The sequence below is a fragment of the Halosimplex carlsbadense 2-9-1 genome, assembly GCF_000337455.1.
GTDB lineage: Archaea > Halobacteriota > Halobacteria > Halobacteriales > Haloarculaceae > Halosimplex > Halosimplex carlsbadense.
The window spans coordinates 71,638-96,776 of sequence record NZ_AOIU01000034.1 but is presented as its reverse complement, the minus strand read 5'-3'; the positions used below and the strand labels follow the sequence as shown (position 1 = coordinate 96,776).

Genomic DNA, 25,139 nt, shown 5'->3' with positions numbered 1-25,139 from the left:
GACACGCCGACGGCGACACCGCCGAACGGCTCGCCGACGCCGACCGCGACGCCGGCCGACGGGAACACGGTCGACTACTCGGAGCTGCCGCCGGCGTCCCAGGCGGCGTTCGACGACGCGCTCGACGGCCGGATATCGTTCGTGCCCGACTCGCCGTACGTCGAGGGGACCCACACCGCCGAGGCGGCGAACCCCTTCGGTGACCCCGATTTCGTCCGGAAAGACGGGCGGCTCTACCGGATCGAGACCGCGATGGACGGGCAACTGTACGCATCCTACAGCATCTACGCCGACCGTCTCGACTCCGCCGGGAACGTCTCCGCGACCGCCTACGGGGACCTCTCGAGCGAAGTCCGCGACGAGGTCCGGTGGGCCGTCGAGAACGGCTCGCACGACGTGCCGATGGGCAAGTGGCACTCGCTCCCGACGGAACTCGGGAACGCGTCGCACGTCCGATACGACGGCGAGACCTACGAGATGAGCTACGCGGTGGGCGACTACTGGGCGGTGACGATGACCGTCGAACCCGTCGAGTCGTCCGGGTAGCGCCGATCCCCGATACCCCGAACCCGCCGATTCGACGGCGTAGCGTCCTCCTGACTGTCGTGTTAGGCAGTGTGTATGTACGAAAAACATTTACAATAGGTAGCCATTGGCACACCTATGGACGACTACTTCGACAGGAAGTCGGTGCGGGTGGTCGTGATCGGCGTAGTGGCGATGGCGGCGATCGCTGTCGGCGCGGCGACGGTGACCTCGGCTCTCGACACCGGCGCGGCTCCGGTCGACCCCGGCGACGATAGAGAACCCGGGGAGCTGGATCCGCAGCCGGATCCGTCAGAGCCGTCGGACCCCGACCAGGGACCGCCGGACGAGGGGACGCCGGTCGGGACGCCCGGCCCTCCGGGTGACCCGGGCGACTTGAGCCGCTGCGTCCAGCCGCTGACGACCTGGTGGGGCGGGCTCGCCTACTTCGGCGTGTTCGCGGCGGCGGTCGGCCTGATCAAGCGCCGCTACACGTTCGGCGCCTCGTTGCTCGGGGTGTACGCGCTCGCGCCGCCCGTGTTACTGTCGTACTTCCTCTCGACGGACTGCCCGACCGTCGGCGGACGTGGGACCGGGCCGGGGAACGTCACCGGCGACATCTTCCCGGGTACCGGCGGCGACCCGCTCGTCACGAATCTCCCCGCGGAGGCGGTGCTGGGCGTCTTCGGCGTCGTCCTCGTCGGGACCGCTGCGGCGCTGTACCGCGCGTCGGGCGGCGACACCATCTCGAACATCGAGGAGCGCGACCCCGAGGCCGACGACGCCGACCCGTTCACGCCGCGGGACCTCGCCGCCGCGGCCGGCCGCGCCGCCGATCGGCTGGAGGAGCACAACGCCGACGTGGACAACGAGGTCTACCGCGCGTGGTGGGAGATGACGAGCATGCTCGACGTGGCCGACCCCGACACGGCGACGCCCGGCGAGTTCGCCGACGCCGCCGTCGCCGCCGGCATGGGCGAGGACGACGTGGCCGAGCTGACCCGGCTGTTCGAGGAGGTCCGATACGGCCAGCGGGATCCGGCCAGCCGCGAGAAGGTCGCCCTCTCGGTGTTCCGCTCCATCGAACACGCCTACGGTGAGCGAACCGACGAGTCTGACGAGGGTGGCCGTTAGCGATCAATTGCGCGCGGAATAGCAGCGGAGACCGCCACGTCGTATCAGTTTCGGCCACCAGCTCTCTCGACTGCGTTCGACAGTTCGCAGTGATCACGACTGCACTCGACGACACGCGCTGCACGCCCTCACCGCGCTCGCTAGCTGTCGAGTCTACTGGCGTATACAGCAAGCGACGAAAGCCCTCACCGCGCTCGCGGTCGCTGACCGGGATATCCGCGCTCTTTGCACTGTCCGCTCACGGCAACGCCGTTCGCTTCGAGGCGCTGCGCGCCTCGCACCGCGCGGATAGTGCCCGCTCAGACGACTACAGGCGCGAGCGCGCTTCGCCCTTTCAATCCACCAGGGACAGCAGCCCCTCGCAACAGCAACCGCCCCGCATAGCATCGCAGACGGCCACGAGCCTCCCCAGCCGATTCGCGACACACGAGTCGCGAATCCCTCGCGTGGCTCCGTCGCGCGCATGAACGCGCGCGACAGCACGCGCCGACCGCAGTACCCTTCCCTCGGTAACTCGGCACACACCTTTTGCACGCGCGACCCGAATATCGCGCATGCGCGCGATAGCCGTCGCGCTACTCGTCGTTCTCGCCGGCTGCAGCGCCCTGGCGCCCGGAACGGACCGGCCGACGGTGACGCCCGCACCAGCGCCGACCGACTCACCGCTCCCGCCGGGCGTCGAGTCGAGCGGTGTGACCGGTGCGTCGGCGCTGGCCGCCGCCCACGCGGCGGCGCTCGGGAACAGTAGCTACACGCTCGTCACGAACCGGACGGTCCGGACCGCGAACGGGTCGCTCAGGTCGGCGTTGATCGTCCGACTCGCGCTCTCGCCCGGCCCCTCCCGGGACTACCACGCGCGGGTGTCGGTCGACGGCCCGGCCGCGCCGCTCGTGATCGGCGAACCGCCGACGCGAGCGGAGTACTGGGCGAACGACGAGGTGTACCTCCGCCGCCGGACCGTCGACGACCGGACGGCGTACAGCCGCTACGACGACACCGACGCCTACGTCGGCACCTGGAGCTTCTGGCTGGGGACGGCCGCGCTCGACCTCGGACCGGAGACGGACCTGCGGTCGACGCTCCGCGGGTTCGAGACGCGAGTCGCCGCCGACTCGCCCGAACGAGAGCGGGTCCACCTCGTCGGGACGACCGCCCGGTCCGACGAGTTCGTCGACGACCCCGCCGAGGTCGAGCGCGTCGAGAACGCGACACTGCACGCGTTCGTCACGGAGTCGGGCTTCGTCGAATCGTACCACGTCGTCTACGACGCGACCCTCGACGACGGCGAGCGCGTCCGCGTCAGGCGGAGCGTCCGGTTCGAAGGCGTGGGGACGACGACCGTCGACCGACCGTCGTGGTACGACGAGGCGATGAGCGAGGGGTGAGAGCGCTGTCGCCAGCCTGGCGGTCCCGCGGCCGAACCGGTTCGGCGCCGGCCGTTTCCGGTACGGGGCCGAATCGACGGTATGAGCGACAGAGCCGCGGCCCTGTCGGCGCTCGCGGACCGACTGGCCGACCGTGAGGGCGTCGCCGACGCCTGGGCGGCAAAGAGCTTCACTGACCGCCTGTTCGTCGTCGAAGTCCCGTCGGAGGGGCGGCTGCCCGACGCGGTGCGCGATTGCCTCCACGACCACGGACTCGAAGAGGCCGACGAGGTCTACGGGATAGAGGGGGCCGACGACGCCGACTTCGCTGGCGACCTGACCGACGGGCGTCGCTACCGGTTCGTCGACGTGCGCTCGCGCGGCGAGATGCAGTCCTACGTCGTGGAGTAAACGGCGGAAAAACAGCGGGGAAGGGACGACGGGAACCGCCGACGCTCGGTTGTGATGCCTGACAGCGGTGGTTCGGGTCGGGCGTCGGGTTCGGACCGAGTGGGGTCGGCGCGCGGGCGGTTAGCCCTCGTAGCCGGCGTACTCCATGAGCTGGGAGAAGATATCGGAGTCCATGGCGTCGCGGTAGACGATGGCGCCGACCATGCCGCCGGGGTAGGAGTTACCGTTCATGGCGTGGAACACCTTGTGGCAGTGCATGAGGTAGATGCCGGGGTCGGCGTCGGCCTCGAACTCGACGGTCTTGCGCTCGGCGGGCGCGATGTTGAGCACGTCCTGCTTGTAGCGCGCCGCTTCGGGGATGGGTGAGCCGTCCTTCTCGACGACCTCGAAGCGGTGGTTGTGCGTGTGCATCGGGTGCATCATGTACCCGTTGTTGGCGAAGTGGATGCGGACGGTGTCGCCCTGCTCGACGATGACGGGCGAGCCGTCCTCGGGGTGGAGCGTCCGGGGCGCGGACTTACCGTTGATGGTGAAGACGTTGGGGTTGCGCTCCCGGGGCGAGTAGTCCACGTCCATCCCGGCCATCTGCTTGTTGAGGTCGTTGTCCCACTCTTTCATCGTCATGAACAGCTCCTGGTCGGCCTCCTCGTAGCCCTTCGGGTCGACGCGGAGGAAGCCGTACATCCCCATGTCGATGTGACGGTGAGTCTGGTAGTGACAGTGATAGAGGTGGGTGCCCGGGACGTTCGCGGGGATCTCGTAGGTGTGTTTCTCGCCCGGTGGGACGGTGATGCCCGTCGTCGTCGGGACGCCGTCGTTCTCCCAGGTCTTGCGCTGGCCGTGGAAGTGGACCGTGTGGGGGCGCTTGCCGTCCGTGTTGTCCAGCGTGACTTCCATGTCCTCGCCCTCGGTCGTTCGGAGGATGGGGCCGGGGACGGAGGGTTCGCGGTCGTCGGCCTGGAACGCCCACGTGGCCGGCAGATCGACGGGGCCGCCCATGTTTTCGAGCGGGTGGACCTCGTGGTAGGAGGGGACGCTGCGTAGCGTGACCTGGTTGCCCTGCTCGTCGACGTTGACGACCTGGGGCGGGGAGGTCTTCGGGAGGTCCGCGGGGTTGGTGGTCTGTGCGGGCGTGGAGCCCTGCGATTCGACCTCGGAGACGGTGACGCCGCTCTCTTCGGCGGGGGCGGCCTGGCAGCCCGAGAGCGCCATGAAGCCGGTCGTGCCGGCGGCGGCCTTGGCGAACTCGCGACGCGACATATCCGTTCCGGGCGCACCGATGTTGTCGGTCATGCTCACTTCGGAGTTGGCAGTGGTATCATAAAGGCCAGCAAGGGGATTCCCACGGTCTGAAAACAGCCCCCGGCATCGGGGGTCGCCGTGGTATACGCACGCCCGAACCGGTTCGCGCTCGGGGTCGGAGGACCGAACCGGTTCGGTCGGGGCAGCGAGCGCCTGTCGCGACCAGCGTGGTCCCAGGCGGGCGGACAGCGCTTTTGAGGCTGGCCCGTGGACGTAGCGGCATGTACGACGATATCCTCTTTCCGACGGACGGCAGCGACGCGGCCGAGTCCGCGCTCACCGTGGCTATCGCCGCGGCCGACGCCGACGACGCGACGCTACACGTGCTGTACGTCGCGGACACGAACCAGCCCAGCCTCGCCAACGTTCGAGGGCAGGTCACGGACGTGCTGGAGGGTGAGGGCCGCGACATCGTCGAGGAGGCGGCCGCCCGCGCCCGGAACGCGGGCGTCGAGACGGTCGACGAGGTGGTCCAGGGCGGACCCTCCCGGACGATCTGTGACTACGTCGACGAGCGGGGGATCGACCTGGTGGTGATGGGCACGCGCGGGAACCGCGACATCGAGCGGATCATCCTCGGGAGCGCCACCGAGCGGGTCGTCCGCAACAGCGCGGCGCCCGTGCTGGTCGTCCCGCCCGAGAGCGACCGTGAGTACCCGCCCGGGTCGGTGCTCGTCGGCACCGACGGCAGCGAGGGCTCCGAAGCGGCCGTCGACGAGGGGCTCGCCGTCGCCGAAGCCGCCGGCGCGACCCTCCACCTCGTCTCGGTCCTCGAATCGAACGTCCTCGGGATCGACATCGGCGACTCGCAGATCAGTGAGGCCCGCGAGCGACGCGAGGTTGAGGTGTTCGCCCCCGTCGGGGAACGGGCCGACGACCGCGGCGTCGCCGTCGAGACGGCGGTCGAGGAGGGCGACGTGGTCGACCGGCTCAACGAGTACGTCGCCACCAACGACATCGACCTCGTCGTCGTCGGTACCCACGGGCGGACCGGGATCGACAAGCGCATCCTCGGAAGCGTCACCGAGAACCTGATGCGCTCGGCGTCGGTACCGGTGCTGTCCGTGCGCGCGTCCGAGGAGTGAGGCAGGGCGAGTCCCGGGCGGACGGGGCGGTCGCGGGTGTCCGGTCGAGCATGGAAAGCGATTTAGCCGGTCGGGAGCCACCCTCCGACAATGAGTCTCTCCGACAGCGACCACGACCTGGTGGTCGAGGAACTGGGCCGCGAGCCCACCCGCGCCGAGGCCGCGCTCTTCGAGAACCTCTGGAGCGAGCACTGCGCCTACCGCTCCTCGTGGCCGCTTCTGTCGGCCTTCGATAGCGAGGGCGACCAGGTCGTCGTCGGCCCCGGCGACGACGCCGGCGTCGTCTCCATCCCCTCGGACGGCGACGAGACGTACATCACGATGGGCATCGAGAGCCACAACCACCCCTCCTACGTCGACCCCTTCGACGGCGCGGCGACCGGCGTCGGCGGCATCGTCCGCGACACGCTCTCGATGGGCGCCTATCCCATCGCGCTCGCGGACTCCCTCTATTTCGGCGACTTCGACCGCGAGCACTCCCGCTATCTCTTCGAGGGCGTCGTCGAGGGCATCTCCCACTACGGCAACTGCATCGGCGTCCCCACGGTGACGGGCTCGACGGCCTTCCACGACGACTACGAGGGCAACCCCCTCGTCAACGTCGCCTGCGTCGGCCTCATCGACGACCCCGACCGCCTCGTCACCGCCGAGGCCCAGGAACCGGGGAACAAACTGCTACTCGTCGGGAACTCCACCGGGCGCGACGGGCTGGGCGGGGCCTCCTTCGCCAGCGAGGACCTCGCCGAAGACGCCGAGACCGAGGACCGCCCCGCCGTCCAGGTCGGCGACCCCTACACCGAGAAACTCCTGATCGAGGCCAACGAAGCGCTGATCGACGAGGGTCTGATCGAGTCGGCCCGCGACCTCGGCGCGGCGGGACTCGGCGGCGCCTCCTCGGAGATGGTCGCCAAGGGCGGGCTCGGGGCGGACATCGAGCTGACGAACGTTCACGAGCGCGAGCCGAACATGAACGCCATGGAGTACCTGCTCGCCGAGAGCCAGGAGCGGATGTGCTACGAGGTCCGTCCCGGGAACGTCGAGCGGGTGAAGGAGATCGCCGACCGCTACGACCTGGGCGCCTCGGTCATCGGCGAAGTCACCGACGGCAATTACGTCTGCACCTTCGAGGGCGAGACGGTCGTCGACGCGCCCGCGGCGTTCCTCGGCGACGGGGCGCCGTACAACGACCTGCCGGCCGAGGAACCGGCGGAACAGCCCCGGGACCTGCCGGAGGGCGTCGCCCTCGACGAGGCGTTCGAAGCCGTCGTCGGCAGTCCGAACACGGCCTCGAAGGAGTGGGTCTACCGGCAGTACGACCACGAGGTGCAGGTCCGGACGGCGACCCCGCCGGGCGACGACGCGGCCGTCATGGCGGTCCGGGAAGCCGGAACTGGCCTGGCGTTCTCCTCGGGCGCCGACCCCAACTGGACGGCGGCCGCGCCCTACGAGGGCGCCCGCGCCGTCGCGCTGGAGAACGCGACCAACGTCGCCGCGAAGGGCGCGACGCCCCACGCCGCGGTCGACTGCCTCAACGGCGGTAACCCCGAGAAGCCCGACGTGTACGGCGGATTCAAGGGGATCGTCGACGGGCTCGCAGAGATGTGCTCGACGCTGGACGTGCCGGTCCTCGGTGGGAACGTCTCGCTGTACAACGACTCCGTCGCCGGCCCGATCCCGCCGACGCCGACGCTCGCTCTGGTGGGCGTCAAGGACGGCTACGAGGTCTCCGAACCGAACGATTCGGAGGGCAGTAGGGCTTCGCCCTACTCGGCACCGCCCGCCGCGCTGTCCGGCGAGGGCGACCTCCTCCTGGTCGGCGCGCGCTCGCTGGAGGGCGACGCCGAGGCGCGACTGGGTGGCTCGGAGTATCTCGCACAGTTCGGTGGCACCGACCGCTTCCCCGAGTCGCTGGACAACCCCGACGCGTTCGTCGACACGCTGGTCGACGTGGCCGACGACGAGGCGACGCTCGCGACCCACGACGTGAGCCACGGCGGCCTCGCAGTCGCGCTCGCCGAGATGATCTCGGACGAAGCCGGCGCCAGCGTCGATCTCGACGCCCCGTCGAAGGGGTCGCCCGCGGCGCTTCTGTTCGGCGAGCAGGCCGGCCGCGTCGTGATCGAGACGACCGACGCGAGCGCCGTTCGCGAGGCGTTCGACGGCGTCGCACCCGTTTACGACCTCGGGAGCGCCGACGACTCCGGGGCCCTCGGCGTGGCGCTCGCGGACGGCGACCTCTCCTACGGCGCGGCCGAGATCGCGAGCCTGCGCGACGTGATCGACCGGGAACTGGACTGACGACGGGACGGGAGTCGCCTGGCCGCCGCGTTCGGCCGGCGGGTCAGACCCGCTCGACTTTGACCCCGCCGCAGTTCCCGCACGTGCGGATGTTCATCGTCGGGTTCTCGAAGTACTCCTTCCCACAGCTCTGGCAGACGTGACTCGGCCCCACCGCCTCCCGTTCTATCGCCGATTCGTCCGCGCTCTCCCCCTCGTCGCCGAACAATCCGGTGATTCGCTTGAGTAGTGGCATTGTCTCTCTCCCACTAACACGTCGGTTAGCGACGGGAATAGGCGTTCGTGCAGTTACGTGTCGGGGTGCGTGTCAGTGGGTACCGCGTTACGGGTTCGAAGCGTGCAGGCCCGAATCGACCGCGACGGGACCACGGGGAGGAGCCGTACAGATCGCCGGCGACGGGGACGCGAGCGGGCCACCGTGGGGAAACGGCGGCACCGTCGGGCGCGATTCAGGGCAGCGCCGGGAGGAGCGCGCTACGCCGACTCGCCGAGTTCGGCGAGCGCCTCGTCGACCAGTCCGGGCACGTCGACGGACGCCTCGTCGTCGAGCAGGACGTGGAAGCCGACGCTGTCGCCGGGATAGAGGGCGATGCCGATCCTGTCTTCGGTGATGCGCACCTCGGACCTGACGCGGCTGCCGTACAGCTTTCCGCTCACCTCGGCCTGCCGGAGGTTGTACACCGCGTCTTGGTGCATCTTCTCCGGCGAGCGCGTGTCGACCTCGGCGACGAACCGCTCGAACCACTCCTCGCCGTAGAGGAACTCCGACTCCTCGTCGGTGAACCGGGTGACCGTCAGCAGACTCTCGCCCACCCGACCGCGCAGACACTCGACCAGTCCCTGGTACTTCGTGACACTCACGTTCGACGGGAAGTGAGCGGCCATGAAAACCGTTCCCACCGACTTCACCTACTGAAAGAGCCCCCCCGCAAGGGGAGTTCGGCCGGCGCCGGTCCGGCCGGCGCGGTTCCGCGTCGTCGATCGAAGCTCCGATTACCGTGTCGGACGGAGTTGGGGTATGCGACGCCGGGACGTACTCGCGACGGTCGCCGGCGCCACCGCCGTCGGTGTCGCCGGCTGTGCCGGGTCGGAGGCCGAGACGCCGCGCGCGTTCCGCGTCTCCAGCCCGGCGATAGACCCCGACGAGCAGTTGCCGACGCGGTTCACCTGCACCGGCGAGGGCGTCTCGCCGCCGTTCGCCGTCGACCGCGCCCCGGAACCGACCGCGGGGTTCGCGGTAACGGCGTCGTTCAACCAGGGCCCGATCACCGACAGGACGTTCTGGACGCTGTGGAACGTCCCGCCCGACCGCGACCGGATCCCCGCCGCGCTCCCGGGCGAGGCGGTCGTCGAGTCGCTCGGCGGGGCGCGCCAGGGGCGGCCAGAGGGCGGCGAGCCCGGCTACCTGTCGCCCTGTCCCCCTCGCGGGGAACCGTTCACCTACCGCTTTCAGGTGTACGCGCTCTCCGAACGACTGTCCGTCGAGGGCGGAGCGACCCACGACGACGCGAGCGAGGCGATCGGCAACGCCGTCCTCGCGAGCCGGCGGTTCTCCGTCGAGTACACGCGTCCGTCCTCGGATCCGGACACCGAAACCGCGTCGAACGACTGATATCGGGGGCTTCTAGACCAGCGCGATCGGCAGTGCGAGCGTGAGGGCGACGCCGACGAGCATGACGGCGATCCCGACGCCCACGTCGCGGCCGGTGTACTCGCTCTGCGGTGCCGTCGAGCGCAGCGGCGGCTCGCCGGACGGGAGATCCTTGTTCGCGGGGTCGTAGTCCGGGCGGTCCTCGTGTCCGTGCGCCGCGTCCTCGTGTTCGTCGACCATGGACGGGGATTCTTCCGGGGGCTACCTTAGCGTGTCGGAACGGAGTGGTGTGGTCGCCCGTCTCGGCGACCGCCCGCGGGGAGTCAGTACGTCTCCCGGAGGTGGCGCACCGAGAGTTCGTCTTCGAGTTCGGTCTCGACGAGCGCGTCGCGGCGACCGTCGTAGGCGTCGAAGGCGAGCGTCCGCTCCTCACCGGGCGCCAGGTGAACGAAGTTGTCGGAGAACGCGCCTGCCATCGTTCCGGGATCGAGTTCGACGAACAGCGCGGCCGTCTCCGCGGCGACCGTCACGTCGGCGCCGTCGATCTCGACTTCGAGGTCCGCCTCGGGGAGGTCGAGGCGTTTGTAATCCACGAAGAACGCGGTCGCGGGGTACGAATCGGGCGTTTCGCCGCTCGACTCTTCGCCCTCGAACGCCGCGCGGACCATCACCTCGGTCGGGTCGACGCCCTCGGGCAGGTCCTCGCGGCCGACGGTGGCCAGTTCCGCGCTCTCGTGGGGTGCGATATCGACCGCGACGGTCCCCTCGTGGACGACTTCGCCGTCGAAGGTGGCGACTTCGAGCGACACCTGGCCCGACAGCGACTCGGTCTCGTCGCTGGTGACCCACAGCGTCTGTGCGGTCACGTCGCCCCAGTCGACGCCTTCGGCGTCTTCGGCCTGGGCGTTGTCGACGCCGTCGCGGCCCTCGAAGGAGGGGTGAAAGGACAGCAGGACGGGCGCGAACTGCCGGCGGGCGGCGTACTGCTGGGCCTTCCACTTGCCGTCGTACTCGACCGACGACCACGACGCGACCGGCCACAGGTCGTTGAGCTGCCAGTACAGCGCGCCCATCGTCGTGGGTTTGCGCCGTCGCCAGTGTTCGATGGCGGTCGACATCGCCTCGGCCTGCAGCAGTTGCGAGAGGTAGACGAAATCGGAGAAGTCGAAGGGGAAGCGGAAGTAGTCGGCCATCCGACGGAGGATGGTGGTGTTGCCGCCGGGGTTGCGCTGGTGGTGCTCCATCATCGGCGACGTGGGGTTGAAGTCGCTCTCGTCGAGGACGGTTCCCAGCGAGTCAGTCGAGGGGAACGACTGGTAGCCGAACTCGGAGACGAACCGCGGCTCGGTGGTGAGGTAGTCCTCGAACGGTTGGCCCTGGTGCCACACGTCCCAGTAGTGGATGTCGCCCTTCTCGAAGACGTACGGTTCGAGCTCGTCCGGGCCGCTGGACGGGGATCCGGGCCAGTAGGTGCGCGAGGGGTCTTCCTCGCGACAGGCGGGGCCGACCGTCTCCTCGTAGAGGGCGGCGTAGTCGTCGAGGTGGTCCTCGTGGTGGTCGTGCTCGACGAACCAGTTCTGGGCGGCCTCCTCGTTCTCGTTGTTCGCGCACCAGACGGCGATGGAGGGGTGGTTGGCGAGCCGGCGGACCTGGTAGCGGACTTCCGCCTCGACGGTGTCGAGAAAGTCGTCGTTCGCGGGGTGGAGCGAGCAGGAGAACATGAAGTCCTGCCAGACGAGCAGGCCGTACTCGTCACAGAGGTCGTAGAAGGCCTCCTCCTCGTAGTAGCCGCCGCCCCAGACCCGGAGCATGTTCATGTTGGCGTCGGCGGCGCTGCGGATCAGGTGTTCGTAGCGCTCGTCGGTCACCTCGCCGTACAGCGGCGCCGTCGGGATGGTGTTGGCCCCCTTGGCGTAGACGGGTTCCCCGTTGACCTCGAAGTAGAAGGAGGTGCCCACGTCGTCCGGTTCGACCACGAGGTCGACCTCGCGGAAGCCGACGCGGTCGGAGTGAGTGTGATGATCCCGCCCGTCGCCGTCGCCGACGGTCACGTCGAGGTCGTACAGCGGCTGGTCGCCGTAGCCGTTGGGCCACCACAGCTCGACCGACTCCTCGTCGATCCCCACTGTTAGTTCGACCGTCTGTTCGCCAGCGTCGAGGTCGACCGACTCGGTGACGACGGTGTCGGCCACGTCGACGCGAAGCTCGTAGGTGCCGGCGCTGGGGGCGTCGACCCCGGCGCGGACGGTCAGGTCGATCCCGTCGCCGTCGTGGTCCTGCTCGGTCTTCGTGTAGCGCACGCGGGGTTCGGAGTAGGCGACGAGGGAGATGTCGCGGTAGATGCCCATCGTCGGGAGGCAGGGCCCCCAGTCCCAGCCGTAGTGACACTGTGCCTTCCGGATGAACGGCCGACCGGGCTGGTCGACGGGATAGCGGATACAGGGCACCTCGTAGGGGTACTCCGCGGCCCGCTCCTGGCCGTATTCGACGGGCGAGCGGAACGCGACGGTGATCTCGTTCTCGCCGGGAACGAGGGCGTCAGATACGTCGAACTCGTGGCCGACGTGCATGTTGACCGACTCGCCGACTTCCCGCCCGTTTACCGAAACCGTGGCGACGGTGTCGAGACCGTCGCACTGCAGGCGGACGCGGTCGTGGTCGAGCAGGCGTTCGTCGATGTCGACGGTGCGGCGGTAGGTCCAGTCGGACTTCCCGACCCACTGTACGTCGAGTTCGTTGTCTTCGACGAAGGGGTCGGGGATCGCGTCGGCGTTCAACAGATCCGTGTAGACGCCGCCGGGGACGGTGCCCGTCCGCCACTCGCCGCCCTCGCGGCGAAACTGCCACTCGCCACCGAGTGAACGTTTCTGCATATCCGGGAGTCGCCAGCGGACAGTAAAACCCTGCCGTCCCCGGAAGTCCGGGCCGGCGACTCACCCGGTTCGAGGGGAGGGGCTCCTCGCGGTCGCGTTTCCGGCGGTCGTGTTCCCCGCGGCCCCAGTCACTGCGTTCGCGTTCCCGTCGGCGAGGGCGTCGACGCGCTGGCGGTACTGTTCGGGCGGGACGACGCTGAGTGTCGTCCGCATCCGCGAGTGGCCGACGCCGCAGAACTCGGCGCAGTAGAGCCGATAGTCGCCCGGGTCGAGCAGGCGCGTGTGGAGCAGATTCCACTGGGCGGGGAAGGCGTCCTGTTTGAGCCCCAGGGCGGGGACGTGGACGGAGTGTAACACGTCTTCGGCCCGCACCTCGAAATAGACCGGCCGGTCGGTGGGCGCGTAGATCACGTCGGTACTCTCGACCGAGACGTTCGCGCCGGTGTAGCGAACGTCGTAGTCGAACTGTTCGGCGACGATCTCGATCTCGACGGCGTCGGCGGGTCGCTCGCCGGCCGGTTCCGGTGTCGCCGTGACGAACGGCGAGCCGAGCACGCCGTAGGAGACGACCGCGACGAACAGGAGTACGAACGCGGTCGCGACCGTCCAGCTGATCTCCAGCGTGGTGTTGTCCGGCGTCGGGACGGCGACGCCGCCGCGGAACCGCCACACGGCGTAGACGAGGACCGCCTCGACGAGCAGGGCCAGCGGAACGGCCACGAGCAGCAATCGGCGGTTGAGCGTCCGGATCAGCGCCTCCGTCGTCGAGTCGAACCCCGTCAGCGGGAGCAGCAGCCGACCGGCGACGACGAGGACGGCGATAGCGACGGTCACCACGGCGACGAGTCGGAGCGCCCCCCGCCCGCCGATCGCGTCGTCGCTGCTCGACAGGTCGAGGGCGCTCCCGCGGACCGGTTCGGCCGACGCGTCGGCACCGGCCGGGTCGCCGTCGGGGGCCGTGTCGTCGGTCGGTTCGTCGCCGTCGGTCCCGGCGTCGCGCTCGTCGCTTTCGTCGTCCTCGGGCGCCGCGTCGTCGACGGCGGGCGCGCGCTGGGTCGGACGACCGGCTGGATGGTGCCACTCGCGAGCGCGCTGGTCGGTCTCGGCGAGGTCCCAGACGTCGTCGTCGGTCACCGGCGGGCCGACGCGATAGGACTGTACCATGTTGAACACCCAGAGGACGGCGGCGAGGCCGATCAGGTACGCGCCGGCCGAGGAGACCTGGTTGAGGAGTTCGAACACTTGAGGGTAGGCGGCGTATCGCCTGGGGAGGCCCTCGGTGCCGGTGACGAGCATCGGCAGGAAGGTGACCGCGGAGCCCACCGACAGGACGAGCGCCTGGGCGACGGCGACGGGTCGGTTGTACCACCGGCCGGTGATCATGGGGAACCAGTAGTAACAGGCCGCGAACATGCTGAAGGGGATGACCCCCATCACGATGAGGTGGAAGTGGCCGACGACGTAGTAGGTGTCGTGGACGACGAGGTTGAACGGGATCGCCGCGAGGAACACGCCGGTGATACCGCCGACGACGAACAGGGCGAGGCCGCCGAGACAGAACAGCATCGGGGCGGTGAGCCGGACCCGGCCGTTCCAGAGCGTCGCGATCCAGTTGAACGTCTTGACGGCGCTCGGGACGGCGATGGCGATGGAGACGAACATGAAACTGGCCCGAACCCGCGGATCGATGCCGGTCGCGAACATGTGGTGGGCCCAGACGCCGAAGGAGAGGACGCCGATCGCCAGCGTCGAGTAGACGACGAAGCGGAAGCCGAACAGCTCCCGGCCGGCGAACTTCGGGAGGATGTAGCTGACCAGGCCGAACGCCGGCAGGACGAGGATGTACACCTCTGGGTGGCCGAAGAACCAGAACAGGTGTTGCCAGAGGATCGGGCCGCCGCCGTCGACGGCGAAGAAGGTCGTCCCGACGACCCGGTCCAGCAGGAGCATGACCATCGCGCTGCCCAGCAGCGGGAACGCGAACAGGATTATCCCCGACTGGGTGAGGATGTTCCACGAGAACAGGTCGAGGTCGGCCCAGGACACCTCCTCGCCGCGTTCGGAGACGATGGTCGCGATGAAGTTGATCGCGCCCATCGTCGTCGCGACGCCGCTGAGGTGCAGGCCGAGCAGCAGGAGGTTGACCTGCTGGTTGGGGTCCTGTATCGACAGTGGCGTGTACATCGTCCAGCCGATCCCCGGCGGCTCCAGCGCCAACAGCGGGTCGACGACAGTGCCCAGGCCGCCGAAGGGGGCCATGGCGTTGGGCGGGAGCAGTCCGAGGGCGCCTTCGAGGGTCTTGCCGATCAGTTCGGTGACGATCCCGGCGCGGGCGATCAGCAAGGCGGGGGGCAACAGCCAGAAGGCCAGCGCGTTGATCCGCGGGAACGCCATGTCGTCGGCGCCGATCAGTAACGGGATGACGTAGTTGGCGATGCCGGCGAACACCGGCGCGGCGAAGAAAAACAGCATCGTGATCCCGTGGGTGGTAAAGAGGGCGTTGTACGTCTCGGCGTCCCAGACGGAGACGGAGGCGGTCAGCAGTTCCGTCCGCATCATCATCGCGTCCATCCCGCCCCAGAGGCCGGCGACGGTCCCGAAGGCGAGGTAGAGCAGGCCCACGTCGCGGTGGTCGACGGTCGTCAGCCAGCGGAGCGGACCGAGCGGCTTCGCCCGCACCGTCCCGCCGTCGGTCGCCGGGGTGGCGTCGTCGGCTTGGGTGGCGTCCTCGGAGGGGACGGCGGGTTCGTCGCGTCGCTCCGGGGAGTCCGCGAACGGTTCCGTTCGGACCCAGACGATCGCCAGGAGGACACAGGGGACGACGACGGCGAGGCCGGCGAGGAGTCCGGACATGGGGGTGGCTATCGGGTGTTGCGAAAGGCGGGGGAAAAGTATGCGTCGGGGATCGGCCGATCGAACCGACTTACTCGCGGACGGGGTCGGCGTAGCGGTGGCTTACGCGTGTTCGTCGGCGAGGCTCGCGTACACCGCCCCGAGGACGAACCCGTAGACGAGGTGTGCGATCAGCGTGAACGCCACGAAGAGGACGACGATCGCGCCGGTGACGTCGCCGCGGCCGACGATAGCGAACGCGATCCACAGCGGGAGCGCGAACAGCATCCCCGCGACTGCGGGGTCCAGATCCAGCGGGACGTACGGCTTCAGACTCACGAACAGTAGCGGCCAGGCGACGGTGCCGACGAGCGCGTAGACGACGAACCCGGCGAAGAGGTTGTCCGGCACCCGGACGAACCGGGCGATGGCCGCGAAGATCCCGATAGCGTAGCGCGTCTGGATCTCGAAGATCGCCAGCGCCCCCGACATGACCATCGTCCCGACGGCTCCGGCGGCGATCGCGCTGACTGGCCGGTTCATCGTCCGGGCTATCGCCGATCCGCCCCAAAAGTATTCCCCGGATACCGCCGACGGACCCGGTCTCACGGTCGGGCGGCCTCGCGCCGTCAGCGTCGCGCTCGGGGCGGCGGCCCCGCCGGGGAGAGCGGATACCTTTTGCCGCTGCCCGCCCGAGTCGTACGTATCGATGGGACTGACGAAGCGGATCATCCCCTGTATCGACGTCGATCTCGACGACGACGGGGAGGCGGCGGTGTACACCGGGGTGAACTTCGAGGACCTGGCCTACACGGGCGACCCCGTGGAGATGGCCAAAAAGTACAACGAGGCCGGCGCCGACGAGTTCGTCTTCCTCGACATCACGGCCAGCGCGGAGGGCCGCGAGACGATGCTCGACACCGTCTCGCAGGTGGCCGACGAGGTGTTCATCCCCCTCACCGTAGGCGGCGGGATCCGAACCCGCGAGGACGTCAAAGAGACGCTCCGCGCGGGCGCGGACAAGGTGTCGATCAACACGGGCGCACTGGAGCGGCCGGAACTCATCACCGAGGGCGCTCGCGCCTTCGGGAACCAGTGCATCGTCATCAGCGTCGACGCGCGGCGCCGGTTCGACGAGCAGGGCGACCACTACGTCGAGGTCGACGGCGAGTCCTGCTGGTTCGAGTGCACGGTCAAGGGCGGCCGCGAGGGCACCGGGACGGACGTGGTGTCGTGGGCCGAGGAGGCCGAACAGCGCGGGGCGGGCGAGCTGTTCGTCAACTCCATCGACGCCGACGGGACGAAGGACGGCTACGACATCCCGCTGACGGGAGCGGTCTGCGACGCCGTCTCGACGCCGGTCATCGCGTCGTCGGGCTGTGGCGGCCCCGAAGACATGTACGAGGTGTTCACCGACGCCGGTGCTGACGCGGCGCTGGCGGCGTCGATCTTCCACTTCGACGAGTACTCGATCGACGAGGTCAAGCGCTCTCTGGACGACCGCGACGTACCCGTGCGCCTGTAAGATGAGCGGCGGTGACAGCGGGGGCGAGGACGGCGCGGCCGGAAGCGGTACCGGGCGGTCGGCCAAGTGGCGCTGCGCGTGGTGCGACAAGCCCCACGACCGGAACGACCCACCGTGTGACAACTGCGGCCACCACAAGTTCGAGAAGGCGGTCGTCCCGGTCGCGCCGGAGGACCCCGACCACGAGCGCGAGCCGGTGTGGGTCTGTCCGGAGTGCGGGCGGGTCCACCAGAAGAACTCGCCGCCGTGCAGCCGTTGCGGGAACGCCGAGCTGGAACGGCAGATCCCCGACGAGTCCGACTACGACGAGGAGCTGAGCGGCACGTCCTACTACGACCTGCTGGACGCCCGCTATCTCGTCGGGCTGGCGTTCGCGCTGGTCGCCGGGGCCGTCCTCGTGCTCGCGCTCCTGGGGGTTATCACGCTCCCCGGGATGGACAGCGTGCCGGGCAGCGCGGGGGAGTATCGGGGCGTGAACCTCGGTGAGACGGAGACGGCGTTGGTCGCGGCGGTGAACGACCGGCGGGCCGAGGCGGGGCTGTCCGAGTACGAGCGGAACGGGAACGTGGACGACGCGGCCCGGCTGTACAATCAGGGACTGGTGAGCGAGGTCGCGGGGACGGGGTCGATACCGAGCGGCGAGCGCCTGGGGCGGGCCCTCGACGGCACCTGCGACGACGGGGTCGAACGGATCACGCCGTTCACCCGGTCGTTCGACGAGGGCGCCGCGGCGCTCGACTCGCCCGAGGCGCTGGCCGGAGCGCTGGCCGACGGCTACACCGCCGAGGCCGGCGGACTCTCGGAGGCCGAGAGCGATCTAGTGGGGGTCGACGTCCACGCCGGTCCGGACGGGAGCGTCTACGCGACCGTGTTCGTCTGCTGACCGCCGAAAACCGAGGGCGGCCTGGGTTACTGGAGCCGACGGGCGATCCGGAGCGCGACCGAGGTGAGCGTGCCGAGCCCGGGTACCTTCGAGGACAGCGCCGCGGCGACGACCAGGAGGGCGCCGCTCTTGGGCCGGCCGCGCGCGAACGCCAGCGCGGCGTCGACGAGTGTGGAGACGATACCGACTTTGTTCAGCGAACCCGCGTTGAGATTTGCCATTGCTCTCGATAGGTGGGGCGTCCGACCGAAGTACCGCGTCCCTGCACTCGCAGGGGAGCGGCGAGCGGTCGGGCGGCGAAGCGTCCGCTATCGATCGCCAGTGAGAGGCCGCAGGTGACGGGGGGAACGGTCAGTCGGAGAGGATCGATACGTCGCCGGCGCTCTCGACGGCGGCGGGTTCGCCGCGTTCGAGGCGGTCGAGGCGGTCCATGATAGTGTGGACCTCCTCGCCCGTGGTACAGGGGGCGACGTGGCGCAACTCCTCGCCCTCGTACTCGGCCAGGCCCATCACGGGGAGGACGATGGCCGAATGGGGCTCGTCGGTCGCGTCGTTGGCGACGTCGTGTTTCTGGTAGAACGATTCCAGCGAGACGTTGTTCGACAGCGCCCACTGCTTGAACTCCGCGACGCGATTCAGGATGTACTCGCCCTCCTCGGTGCGGGCGCCCGAGGAGTCGCGGGCGATCTGCTTGCCCCAGACGATGACCGAGAATCCCTCGATCTCGTCCTCGGCGTCGAGGCGTTCGAGACGGTCGATGACCGCCTCCTGTCGGTTGTGGGCGCCGTCCGGGAGCAGCGACCGGACGTAGAGTTCGATCCGCGGCTGTGTCCCCGTCATCGTATCCTATCCAGCGACCGGGGAGATGAAAAAACTTCTGCTGTTTTTTCCGATTTACCTATGTTTGTGTTTGTCATGCCGGTAATACTCCCCCTTCGGTGAACGAACGTTAACTTCTGTTCCGGTCTGTGTTCGATATTTCGGTGAACGGATGGATTCGATTAAAGTCGTAGTATTATTCGACTATCGTCGAAATCCTCGTGATGGAGTCCCGATCGGATCCGGCGGGGTGACGGGCGGAGACGGCAGTTCGTCGCGGGAGCGTGGCCAGTCGTGGCAGTAAAGGCGGCGTACCACGCGGAAGGGACTCTGTAAACGGCGGGGTCGCGATCAGAGCGGGGGAGGACATCGGTTGGGGATCCGGAGTCGGCGGGCCGGATCCGACATTGTCGATTCGTGGGAGTGTTCGCCAAGTTTGAATAGTGTCGGCGTCGAACTCTCTGGATGGGAGATTCAGATGGATATTGCTGATATTGCCACCAGCGAGTACGTCACGGTCGACGTGGACGAGCGCTTGGGCAAAGTCCGGTCGAAGTTCGAGCGAGAGAACCCCAAGGGCCTGATCGTCACCGACGACGGCGAGTACGCTGGGATCGTCACGCAGAAGCAGCTGGTGCAGTCTCACATCGAAGACAACACGAAGGCCAGCGCGATGCTGCAGTCGGCCCCCAAGGTCGAGCGCACCGACGACGTGCGCGAGGTCGCCCGCGTCCTCGTCGAGGGCGGGACCAAAGTCGCGCCCGTCTTCGAGGCGGGCAGCCTCTGGGGGATCGTCACCGAGGACGCGATCCTCGAGGCGGTCCTCGAGAACCTCGACGCCCTCTCGGTCGTAGACATCTACACTGACGAGGTCGTCACCGTCACCGAGGAGACCAACGTCGGCCAGGCGATCAACCTCCTCCGCGAGCACGGGATCTCTCGGCTTCCCGTGCTCGACGAGGACGGGAACCTCTCGGGGATGGTCACTCGTCACGACATCGTCGACATCGTCGTCCGCGACATGGACAAGGCCACCCGCGGCGAGCGCGCCGGCGACATCGACCGGATGCTCGACCTGCCCGTCTACGACGAGATGTCCAGTCCCGTCGCCACGACGACCCTCGACGAATCGGTCCGCGACGCCGTCCAGCGCATGCTCGACAACGACTACGCCGGGCTCGTGGTCACGCCCGAGGGAACCGACAGCGTCGTCGAAGGTATCCTCACCAAGACCGACGTGCTCCGGGCGCTGACGTTCACCGAGGAGGAGCACATGGACGTCCAGATCACGAACATCAAGCTCCTGGACACGATCAGCCGCGAGGACATCCGCCAGCGCATCGAGCGCGTCGCCGACAAGTACCAGGCGATGCAGGTCCAGCACTGCCACGTCCGCTTCCACGAACACAAGGAGAAGCTCCGCGGCACGCCGCTGATCCGCGCGCAGATCCGCCTGCGCACCAACAAGGGCCAGGCTGCCGGCTCCGGCGAGGGCTACGGCGCCGACTCGGCGTTCGGCGTCGCCCTCGACAAACTCGAACGTAACGTCCTCGAACTCAAGGACGTCCAAGCCGACGAGGAGTACCGCGGCCAGCTGCTCCGCAAGCTCGGCGAGCTGTAAGGACTACACGAACGTCGACCGCGACGGCGAGCGGTCGGCCGACTCGGCGCCGAACCGATCGACGCCGCGCCGGCCTCCCGCCTCGCTGGGAACGCACGGACCCCCGCTTCTCGGTCGACCGACGACGCTACTCCGAATAGCCTTCCTGGAGGAAGGTGCCTTCCGTCTCGTAGACGTTGACCAGCTCCTCGACCAGTTCGGCGAGCGATTCGTCCTCTTCGAGGTGCCCCTCCATGCGCTCGGCGAGGTCGTCGTCGATCTCGATTGTGGTTGTCATGTGATACCGTAGCTACCGATTGGACGGCGAGGGAAAAGAACCTGATGGGGGTGACCGAGAGTGGACGGCGAGGGGGTGCCCGCCGAGTCACTCCGCGGTCGGGTCGCCGTCGGATTTCGGCACCTCGGTGGGGTCGCGGTCGCGGATCTGGGGCAGGCTCGGGTCCCGATGGGGATTGCGTCCGAACACTGCCCCGTGGAGGTCCTGCTCGTCCAGTTGCTCCCGGAGCGTCCGGGACAGCCGGTTGACGCTCGTCACGTCCAGCCCCACCAGATCCATCAGCGTCCGGTAGCGCGGGTCCTCCTTGATCGAGTCGAACCGCTCGTGGAGGTCGGCCAGCGATTCGGGCGGCTGCTCGGCGATCCACTCCTGATCCTGCAGCCCCAGGATGCGCTGGCGCTCGTCGTCGACGACGTGCTGGATCGTGACCAGCGCGACCTTCTGGATGGCTCGCTGGCTGCCGAAGACGGTCAGGTCCAGATCGGTCATGATGCCCAGCGCCCGGTCGCGCTCCCACGGCGTCAGCGCCAGCCGATTGCAAAAGGCGTGGGTGATCCGGGCCTTCTCCAGTCGGTGCATCCGCTCGGCGTGGCCCGCCATCGCCGGGTGTTGCTCGTCGTGCAGTCGCCGGAGGTTCTCGCTCACGTCCTCGTCGGGGTTCTCGGCCCGGCCGATGAGCGTCGCGCTCGGCGTCGTCACGTCCCAGCGCCGGAACGCCTCGTCTTTGACCGCCTCGACCCGTCCCAGCGACCCGTCGCCGGGTCGCGTGCTCACGTCGCGCTCCGCGCGCGGGTCGACCGGCTCGCTGCTGGTCCGCAGTCCGTGGTCGGCCGCGTCGCGTCCCCCGTTCATCTCGTCGGCCTTCGCCCTCGCGACTATAGAAACCTCCGGCTGGACGGCGGCGGAGGACGGCGAGAATCGATCGCTTCCGCTTACTATAGACCGTTGTGACGAGAACTACTTAAACAGCGACTCGAAAGGGATCCGAATCGTAATGGCCGGTCGGTGACGGAGTCTCCACTGGACGGTGTGGAACTCGACAGAACTCCTCTTACTACATCCCGTTGTGACGAGAGTGACTTAAAGGGTATCGGGCCAAGCCCGCTACACCGGTCCGCTCGACGCGGACGGACCGTCGGCTGGGGGGTCGTAATCCCCGCAGAACTCCTCTTACTGTATCCCGTTGTGACGAGAATGACTTAAAGGCCAGCAGGGCTAGCCTGTCCCACCGCTCGGATCGACCACGAACGAAGCGTCCGCCAGGCGAGATACGCTCCCCGCAGAACTCCTCTTACTGTATCCCGTTGTGACGAGAATGACTTAAAGAACTGGCGTCAACGCTCGGGATTCGTGAGGTGATAGAGGTGTTCGTACTCCCCCATGTCGCGCCCGTCTGCCAGTACCTCGCTCATGACCTGTTCGTGTTCCCGGTCTATCTCGTGGTCGGAGTCCTCGAACTGCTCCCAGACCCGGTCGATGTCCTCAGCCTCCATATAGTAGATCAGATGCGGTCCGTCGTCCGTGTGTTCGAGAAACGCCGACTCCGTCTGCACCCTTTCGTCGCGCAGCGTCTCCTCGGCCTCGTCTCGGCGGTCTCGGACCTCGGCCATCCACGTTTTCAGGCGGTCGACTTTGTCCTCCTGTACCCGCTGTTTGACCATCACGACATCGGTCATTCTGTCTCGACGATACGTCCGCTCTCACGTATCGTTTGGGTGGCTGTGCGACTCTGTATCACACATGGGGACACTGTCGCGACGCCGTGACTGTTCGGAGAGGGTTGCGTATCGAACGGCTACCCGGAGCTTCGATCCCCGAATAGTGATATTCGCCGACGGCATCTAGTGGGACATGCCGGAAGAATCTGCAGTCCGTCTCGTGAATTTTCTCGAAGAGCAGGCGGGCGAGTACTTGCGCGGCGCGATTCACTATTCCGGAGACGAGTACGTCTCACTGTACATGCGAGACGACGTCGACGCGCTGTATCCGCCCGAAAAGATGGAGGAACTGACCGAGTACTATCGACGGGAGAATCAGAGTCGAACTGTCGAAGAGCCGTTCGACCTCGGGACGAACCACTGTACGGTGAACTTCTACGACGACGCGATACTGTTCCACTTCACGCAGGGTGACGAACTGGGAACGGTGATCACCCTCGAACCCGAAGCGGGCCGGGATATCGTGACGTTCATCACGGACTGTCTGGAGCAGCTCCACTACAACTCCCCACAGGAGATCCCCAGGGCACCGAACTGGCTGAAAGGGTGACTGCCTCGCGCACGATTCACTGTCGGTAGCGTATCCGAGCGAAGCGGACGAGGACACCCGAGCGAAAACGGTGGGGTACCTACTGGAAGCCGATGCGACCGCCCGAGCGGCGCTGCTGACCCCGGTTGCCACCGCTCTTGAACTCCTCTTCCATCTGCTCGTAGTAGTCGCGGATGTCGTCGGTGATCGTGGGGCGAACGTTGTCCAGCGCCTGGCGGAAGTGGCGCATGTCGACGACCTCGGCGTCGTCGTCCTCGCGCAGGGCCTCGATGGCGGCCTCGCGGCCGATGGATTCGAGGTCGGAACCGACGAAGCCCTCGGTTATCTCCGCCATCTCGCGCAGGCTCACGTCGGGCGAGAGCGGCTGGTCCTCCGTGTGGATGCGGAGGATCTGCTCGCGGCCCTCGATGTCGGGCTCGCCGATCATCACCAACCTATCGAACCGACCGGAGCGGATGAGCGCGGGGTCGATCATGTCCGGGCGGTTGGTCGCACCGATGACCATCACGTCTTCCATGTCCTCCAGCCCGTCGAGCTCCGTGAGGAGCTGGTTGACGACGCGCTCGGAGACGTTACTGCCCACGTCGCCGCCGCGGCCGGGCGCCAGCGAGTCCAGCTCGTCGAAGAAGATCACCGTCGGGGCGACCTGCTTCGCTTTCCTGAACGTCTGGCGGATGGCCTTCTCCGACTCGCCGACCCACTTCGACAGCAGCTGCGGACCACGCACGCTGATGAAGTTGGCGTCGGTCTCGTTCGCGACGGCCTTGGCCATCAGCGTCTTCCCGGTGCCGGGCGGCCCGTACAGCAACACCCCCGACGGCGGGTCGATCCCCATCCGCTGGAACTTCTGTGGCTTGTTCAGCGGCCACTCGACGGACTCCTGGACCTTGCCCTTGGCCTCTTCGAGCCCGCCCACGTCGTCCCAGGAGACCTTCGGCAACTCGACGAGGACCTCCCGCATGGCGCTCGGACTCACCTCGTTGAGGGCCCCGCGGAAGTCCTCGCGCTTGATGATCATCCGGTCGATCAGGCTCGGTGGGATGTCCTCCTCGTCCAGATCGATCTCCGGGAGGTACCTGCGCAGCGCCTTCATCGCGGCCTCTTTCGTCAGACTCTCGATGTCGGCGCCGACGAAGCCGTGGGTCTCGTCGGCGAGCCGACCGAGCGTCACGTCGTCCGACAGCGGCATGCCGCGGGTGTGGATCTGGAGGATTTCTTCCCTACCCACCTCGTCGGGGACGCCGATCTCGATCTCGCGGTCGAACCGACCCGGGCGACGCAGCGCGGGGTCGACCGAGTCGACGCGGTTGGTCGCGGCGATGACGATGACCTGGCCGCGCGATTCGAGGCCGTCCATCATCGTCAGCAACTGCGCGACGACCCGGCGTTCGACCTCGCCGGTCACGTCCTCGCGCTTGGGGGCGATAGAGTCGAGTTCGTCGATGAAGATGATAGAGGGGGATTCCTCGCTGGCGTCCTCGAAGATCTCCCGTAACTGCTGTTCCGATTCGCCGTAGTACTTGGAGATGATCTCCGGGCCGGCGATAGAGAAGAAACTCGCGGAGGTCTCGTTGGCGACGGCCTTGGCCAGCAGCGTCTTCCCGGTGCCGGGCGGGCCGTGCAGCAGGACCCCCTGGGGCGGCTCGATCCCGAGTTTCTTGAAGATCTGGGGGTGTTTCATCGGGAGCTCGACCATCTCCCGGACGCGCTGGATCTCGTTCTGGAGGCCGCCGATGTCCTCGTAGGTGATCCCGCCGCCGGTCTTCTCGAAGCCGGAGATGGGTTCCTCGCGCAGCTCGACCTCGGTGTCCTCGGTGATGAGACAGACGCCCTCGGGCTCGGTCTCGACGGCGATCAGGGGGATGGCCTGGCCGGGCGAGCGCATGAACGGATGGTTCGTCGAGGACATCACCGGGACGATGTCGCGCTCGACGACCGGCCGCTTGAGGATCTGCCGCTTGACCATGCCGGCGGCGTCGGATCCGAACTGGACGCTGGCCTCCTCGGGCGGCGCGAGGACGAGCTTGTCGGCCTTCTCGGCGTCGGCCTTGCGGATCTCGACGCGCTCGCCGATCCCCACGTCGGCGTTCTGGCGCGTGAACCCGTCGATGCGCACGGTGTCGGTGTTCCAGTCCTGGCGGTCCGCGCGCCAGACCTTCGCCGCGGTCACCTCGCTACCCTCGATCTCGATGATGTCGCCGGGAGAGAGCTTGAGGTGGAGGAGCGTGTCGGGATCCAGCCGGGCGATGCCGCGCCCCGAGTCGTTCGGGTACGCTTTCGCCACTTCTAGTTGCACTTCGTTCATAGTGGAGTGGGAGTGTGTCTCACTCA

General features: G+C 67.9%; 23 protein-coding genes and 1 pseudogene. 11 read left to right on the top strand and 13 right to left on the bottom strand.

Going from position 1 to position 25,139, the window contains the following annotated elements; translation table 11 throughout:
* The 4 genes and pseudogenes from C475_RS23965 to C475_RS16000 all read left to right on the top strand — a co-directional run.
* A pseudogene (locus C475_RS23965) lies at positions 1-546 on the top strand (hypothetical protein); the annotation flags it as partial.
* Positions 547-663: 117 nt separating this feature from the next.
* On the top strand, positions 664-1,659 hold the full coding sequence (locus tag C475_RS16010) for a DUF4129 domain-containing protein (protein WP_006884904.1): 996 nt from the start codon (positions 664-666) through the stop codon (positions 1,657-1,659).
* A gap of 554 nt (positions 1,660-2,213) precedes the next feature.
* Entirely contained in the window at positions 2,214-3,044 is an 831-nt protein-coding gene (locus tag C475_RS16005; RefSeq protein WP_006884903.1) for a DUF7537 family lipoprotein, read from the top strand.
* 81 nt (positions 3,045-3,125) lie between these two features.
* Complete coding sequence (locus C475_RS16000) at positions 3,126-3,434, top strand: hypothetical protein (protein ID WP_006884902.1); 309 nt, start codon at positions 3,126-3,128, stop codon at positions 3,432-3,434.
* A gap of 120 nt (positions 3,435-3,554) precedes the next feature.
* On the opposite strand, the gene C475_RS15995 is transcribed toward C475_RS16000, so the two are convergent.
* Positions 3,555-4,727, bottom strand: a complete 1,173-nt coding sequence (locus C475_RS15995) for a multicopper oxidase domain-containing protein (protein ID WP_006884901.1) — start codon at positions 4,725-4,727, stop codon at positions 3,555-3,557.
* A 230-nt stretch (positions 4,728-4,957) separates the two neighbouring features.
* Between C475_RS15995 and C475_RS15990 the strand changes: the two genes are divergently transcribed.
* Together C475_RS15990 and purL are read left to right on the top strand one after the other, a co-directional pair.
* Entirely contained in the window at positions 4,958-5,821 is an 864-nt protein-coding gene (locus C475_RS15990) for a universal stress protein (RefSeq protein ID WP_006884900.1), read from the top strand.
* 90 nt (positions 5,822-5,911) lie between these two features.
* Positions 5,912-8,119 carry a phosphoribosylformylglycinamidine synthase subunit PurL gene (purL, locus tag C475_RS15985; protein WP_006884899.1) on the top strand — a complete coding sequence of 736 codons (2,208 nt, stop codon included), beginning with the start codon at positions 5,912-5,914 and terminating at the stop codon, positions 8,117-8,119.
* Between the two features lie 43 nt (positions 8,120-8,162).
* On the opposite strand, the gene C475_RS15980 is transcribed toward purL, so the two are convergent.
* Together C475_RS15980 and C475_RS15975 are read right to left on the bottom strand one after the other, a co-directional pair.
* Positions 8,163-8,354, bottom strand: coding sequence for a hypothetical protein (locus tag C475_RS15980; protein WP_006884898.1), 192 nt, complete (start codon positions 8,352-8,354; stop codon positions 8,163-8,165).
* A 239-nt stretch (positions 8,355-8,593) separates the two neighbouring features.
* A complete protein-coding gene (locus tag C475_RS15975; protein WP_152436462.1) occupies positions 8,594-8,980 on the bottom strand; it encodes a hypothetical protein in 387 nt (128 codons plus the stop codon).
* Between the two features lie 157 nt (positions 8,981-9,137).
* On the opposite strand from C475_RS15975, the gene C475_RS15970 reads away from it, so the two are divergent.
* Positions 9,138-9,731, top strand: a complete 594-nt coding sequence (locus tag C475_RS15970) for a YbhB/YbcL family Raf kinase inhibitor-like protein (protein WP_006884896.1) — start codon at positions 9,138-9,140, stop codon at positions 9,729-9,731.
* A gap of 12 nt (positions 9,732-9,743) precedes the next feature.
* Here C475_RS15970 and C475_RS15965 read toward each other — a convergent pair whose 3' ends face one another.
* The 4 genes from C475_RS15965 to C475_RS15950 form a co-directional block, all read right to left on the bottom strand.
* Positions 9,744-9,950, bottom strand: coding sequence for a DUF7550 family protein (locus C475_RS15965; RefSeq protein WP_006884895.1), 207 nt, complete (start codon positions 9,948-9,950; stop codon positions 9,744-9,746).
* Between the two features lie 83 nt (positions 9,951-10,033).
* Positions 10,034-12,583: a beta-mannosidase gene (locus C475_RS15960; RefSeq protein ID WP_006884894.1), complete on the bottom strand. Its 2,550-nt coding sequence runs from the start codon at positions 12,581-12,583 to the stop codon at positions 10,034-10,036.
* A 60-nt stretch (positions 12,584-12,643) separates the two neighbouring features.
* A complete protein-coding gene (gene coxB, locus C475_RS25265; protein WP_006884893.1) occupies positions 12,644-15,436 on the bottom strand; it encodes a cytochrome c oxidase subunit II in 2,793 nt (930 codons plus the stop codon).
* A gap of 102 nt (positions 15,437-15,538) precedes the next feature.
* The gene (locus C475_RS15950) at positions 15,539-15,958 is read right to left on the bottom strand and encodes a DUF6789 family protein (protein WP_006884892.1); all 420 of its coding nucleotides are present in this window, start codon (positions 15,956-15,958) and stop codon (positions 15,539-15,541) included.
* 166 nt (positions 15,959-16,124) lie between these two features.
* Here C475_RS15950 and hisF point away from each other — a divergent pair, with 166 nt between their 5' ends.
* On the top strand, positions 16,125-16,940 hold the full coding sequence (gene hisF, locus C475_RS15945; protein ID WP_006884891.1) for an imidazole glycerol phosphate synthase subunit HisF: 816 nt from the start codon (positions 16,125-16,127) through the stop codon (positions 16,938-16,940).
* Position 16,941: 1 nt separating this feature from the next.
* Positions 16,942-17,823 carry a hypothetical protein gene (locus C475_RS15940; RefSeq protein ID WP_006884890.1) on the top strand — a complete coding sequence of 294 codons (882 nt, stop codon included), beginning with the start codon at positions 16,942-16,944 and terminating at the stop codon, positions 17,821-17,823.
* 26 nt (positions 17,824-17,849) lie between these two features.
* Here C475_RS15940 and C475_RS15935 read toward each other — a convergent pair whose 3' ends face one another.
* Together C475_RS15935 and C475_RS15930 are read right to left on the bottom strand one after the other, a co-directional pair.
* A complete protein-coding gene (locus tag C475_RS15935; RefSeq protein ID WP_006884889.1) occupies positions 17,850-18,044 on the bottom strand; it encodes a hypothetical protein in 195 nt (64 codons plus the stop codon).
* Between the two features lie 130 nt (positions 18,045-18,174).
* Positions 18,175-18,663, bottom strand: coding sequence for an HTH domain-containing protein (locus C475_RS15930; RefSeq protein ID WP_006884888.1), 489 nt, complete (start codon positions 18,661-18,663; stop codon positions 18,175-18,177).
* Positions 18,664-19,120: 457 nt separating this feature from the next.
* On the opposite strand from C475_RS15930, the gene C475_RS15925 reads away from it, so the two are divergent.
* On the top strand, positions 19,121-20,263 hold the full coding sequence (locus tag C475_RS15925) for a CBS domain-containing protein (RefSeq protein WP_006884887.1): 1,143 nt from the start codon (positions 19,121-19,123) through the stop codon (positions 20,261-20,263).
* Between the two features lie 127 nt (positions 20,264-20,390).
* Here the strand turns inward: C475_RS15925 and C475_RS24425 are convergent, their stop codons facing one another.
* The 3 genes from C475_RS24425 to C475_RS15915 all read right to left on the bottom strand — a co-directional run bounded on the left by C475_RS24425 (position 20,391) and on the right by C475_RS15915 (position 22,216).
* Positions 20,391-20,540: a DUF7557 family protein gene (locus tag C475_RS24425; protein ID WP_006884886.1), complete on the bottom strand. Its 150-nt coding sequence runs from the start codon at positions 20,538-20,540 to the stop codon at positions 20,391-20,393.
* 87 nt (positions 20,541-20,627) lie between these two features.
* Complete coding sequence (locus C475_RS15920; protein WP_006884885.1) at positions 20,628-21,392, bottom strand: hypothetical protein; 765 nt, start codon at positions 21,390-21,392, stop codon at positions 20,628-20,630.
* A gap of 482 nt (positions 21,393-21,874) precedes the next feature.
* A complete protein-coding gene (locus tag C475_RS15915; RefSeq protein ID WP_006884884.1) occupies positions 21,875-22,216 on the bottom strand; it encodes a DUF6176 family protein in 342 nt (113 codons plus the stop codon).
* A gap of 175 nt (positions 22,217-22,391) precedes the next feature.
* Between C475_RS15915 and C475_RS15910 the strand changes: the two genes are divergently transcribed.
* Positions 22,392-22,808 carry a hypothetical protein gene (locus C475_RS15910; RefSeq protein ID WP_082223341.1) on the top strand — a complete coding sequence of 139 codons (417 nt, stop codon included), beginning with the start codon at positions 22,392-22,394 and terminating at the stop codon, positions 22,806-22,808.
* A gap of 79 nt (positions 22,809-22,887) precedes the next feature.
* Here C475_RS15910 and C475_RS15905 read toward each other — a convergent pair whose 3' ends face one another.
* Positions 22,888-25,113, bottom strand: a complete 2,226-nt coding sequence (locus C475_RS15905; protein WP_006884882.1) for a CDC48 family AAA ATPase — start codon at positions 25,111-25,113, stop codon at positions 22,888-22,890.
* Positions 25,114-25,139 lie beyond the last annotated feature (26 nt).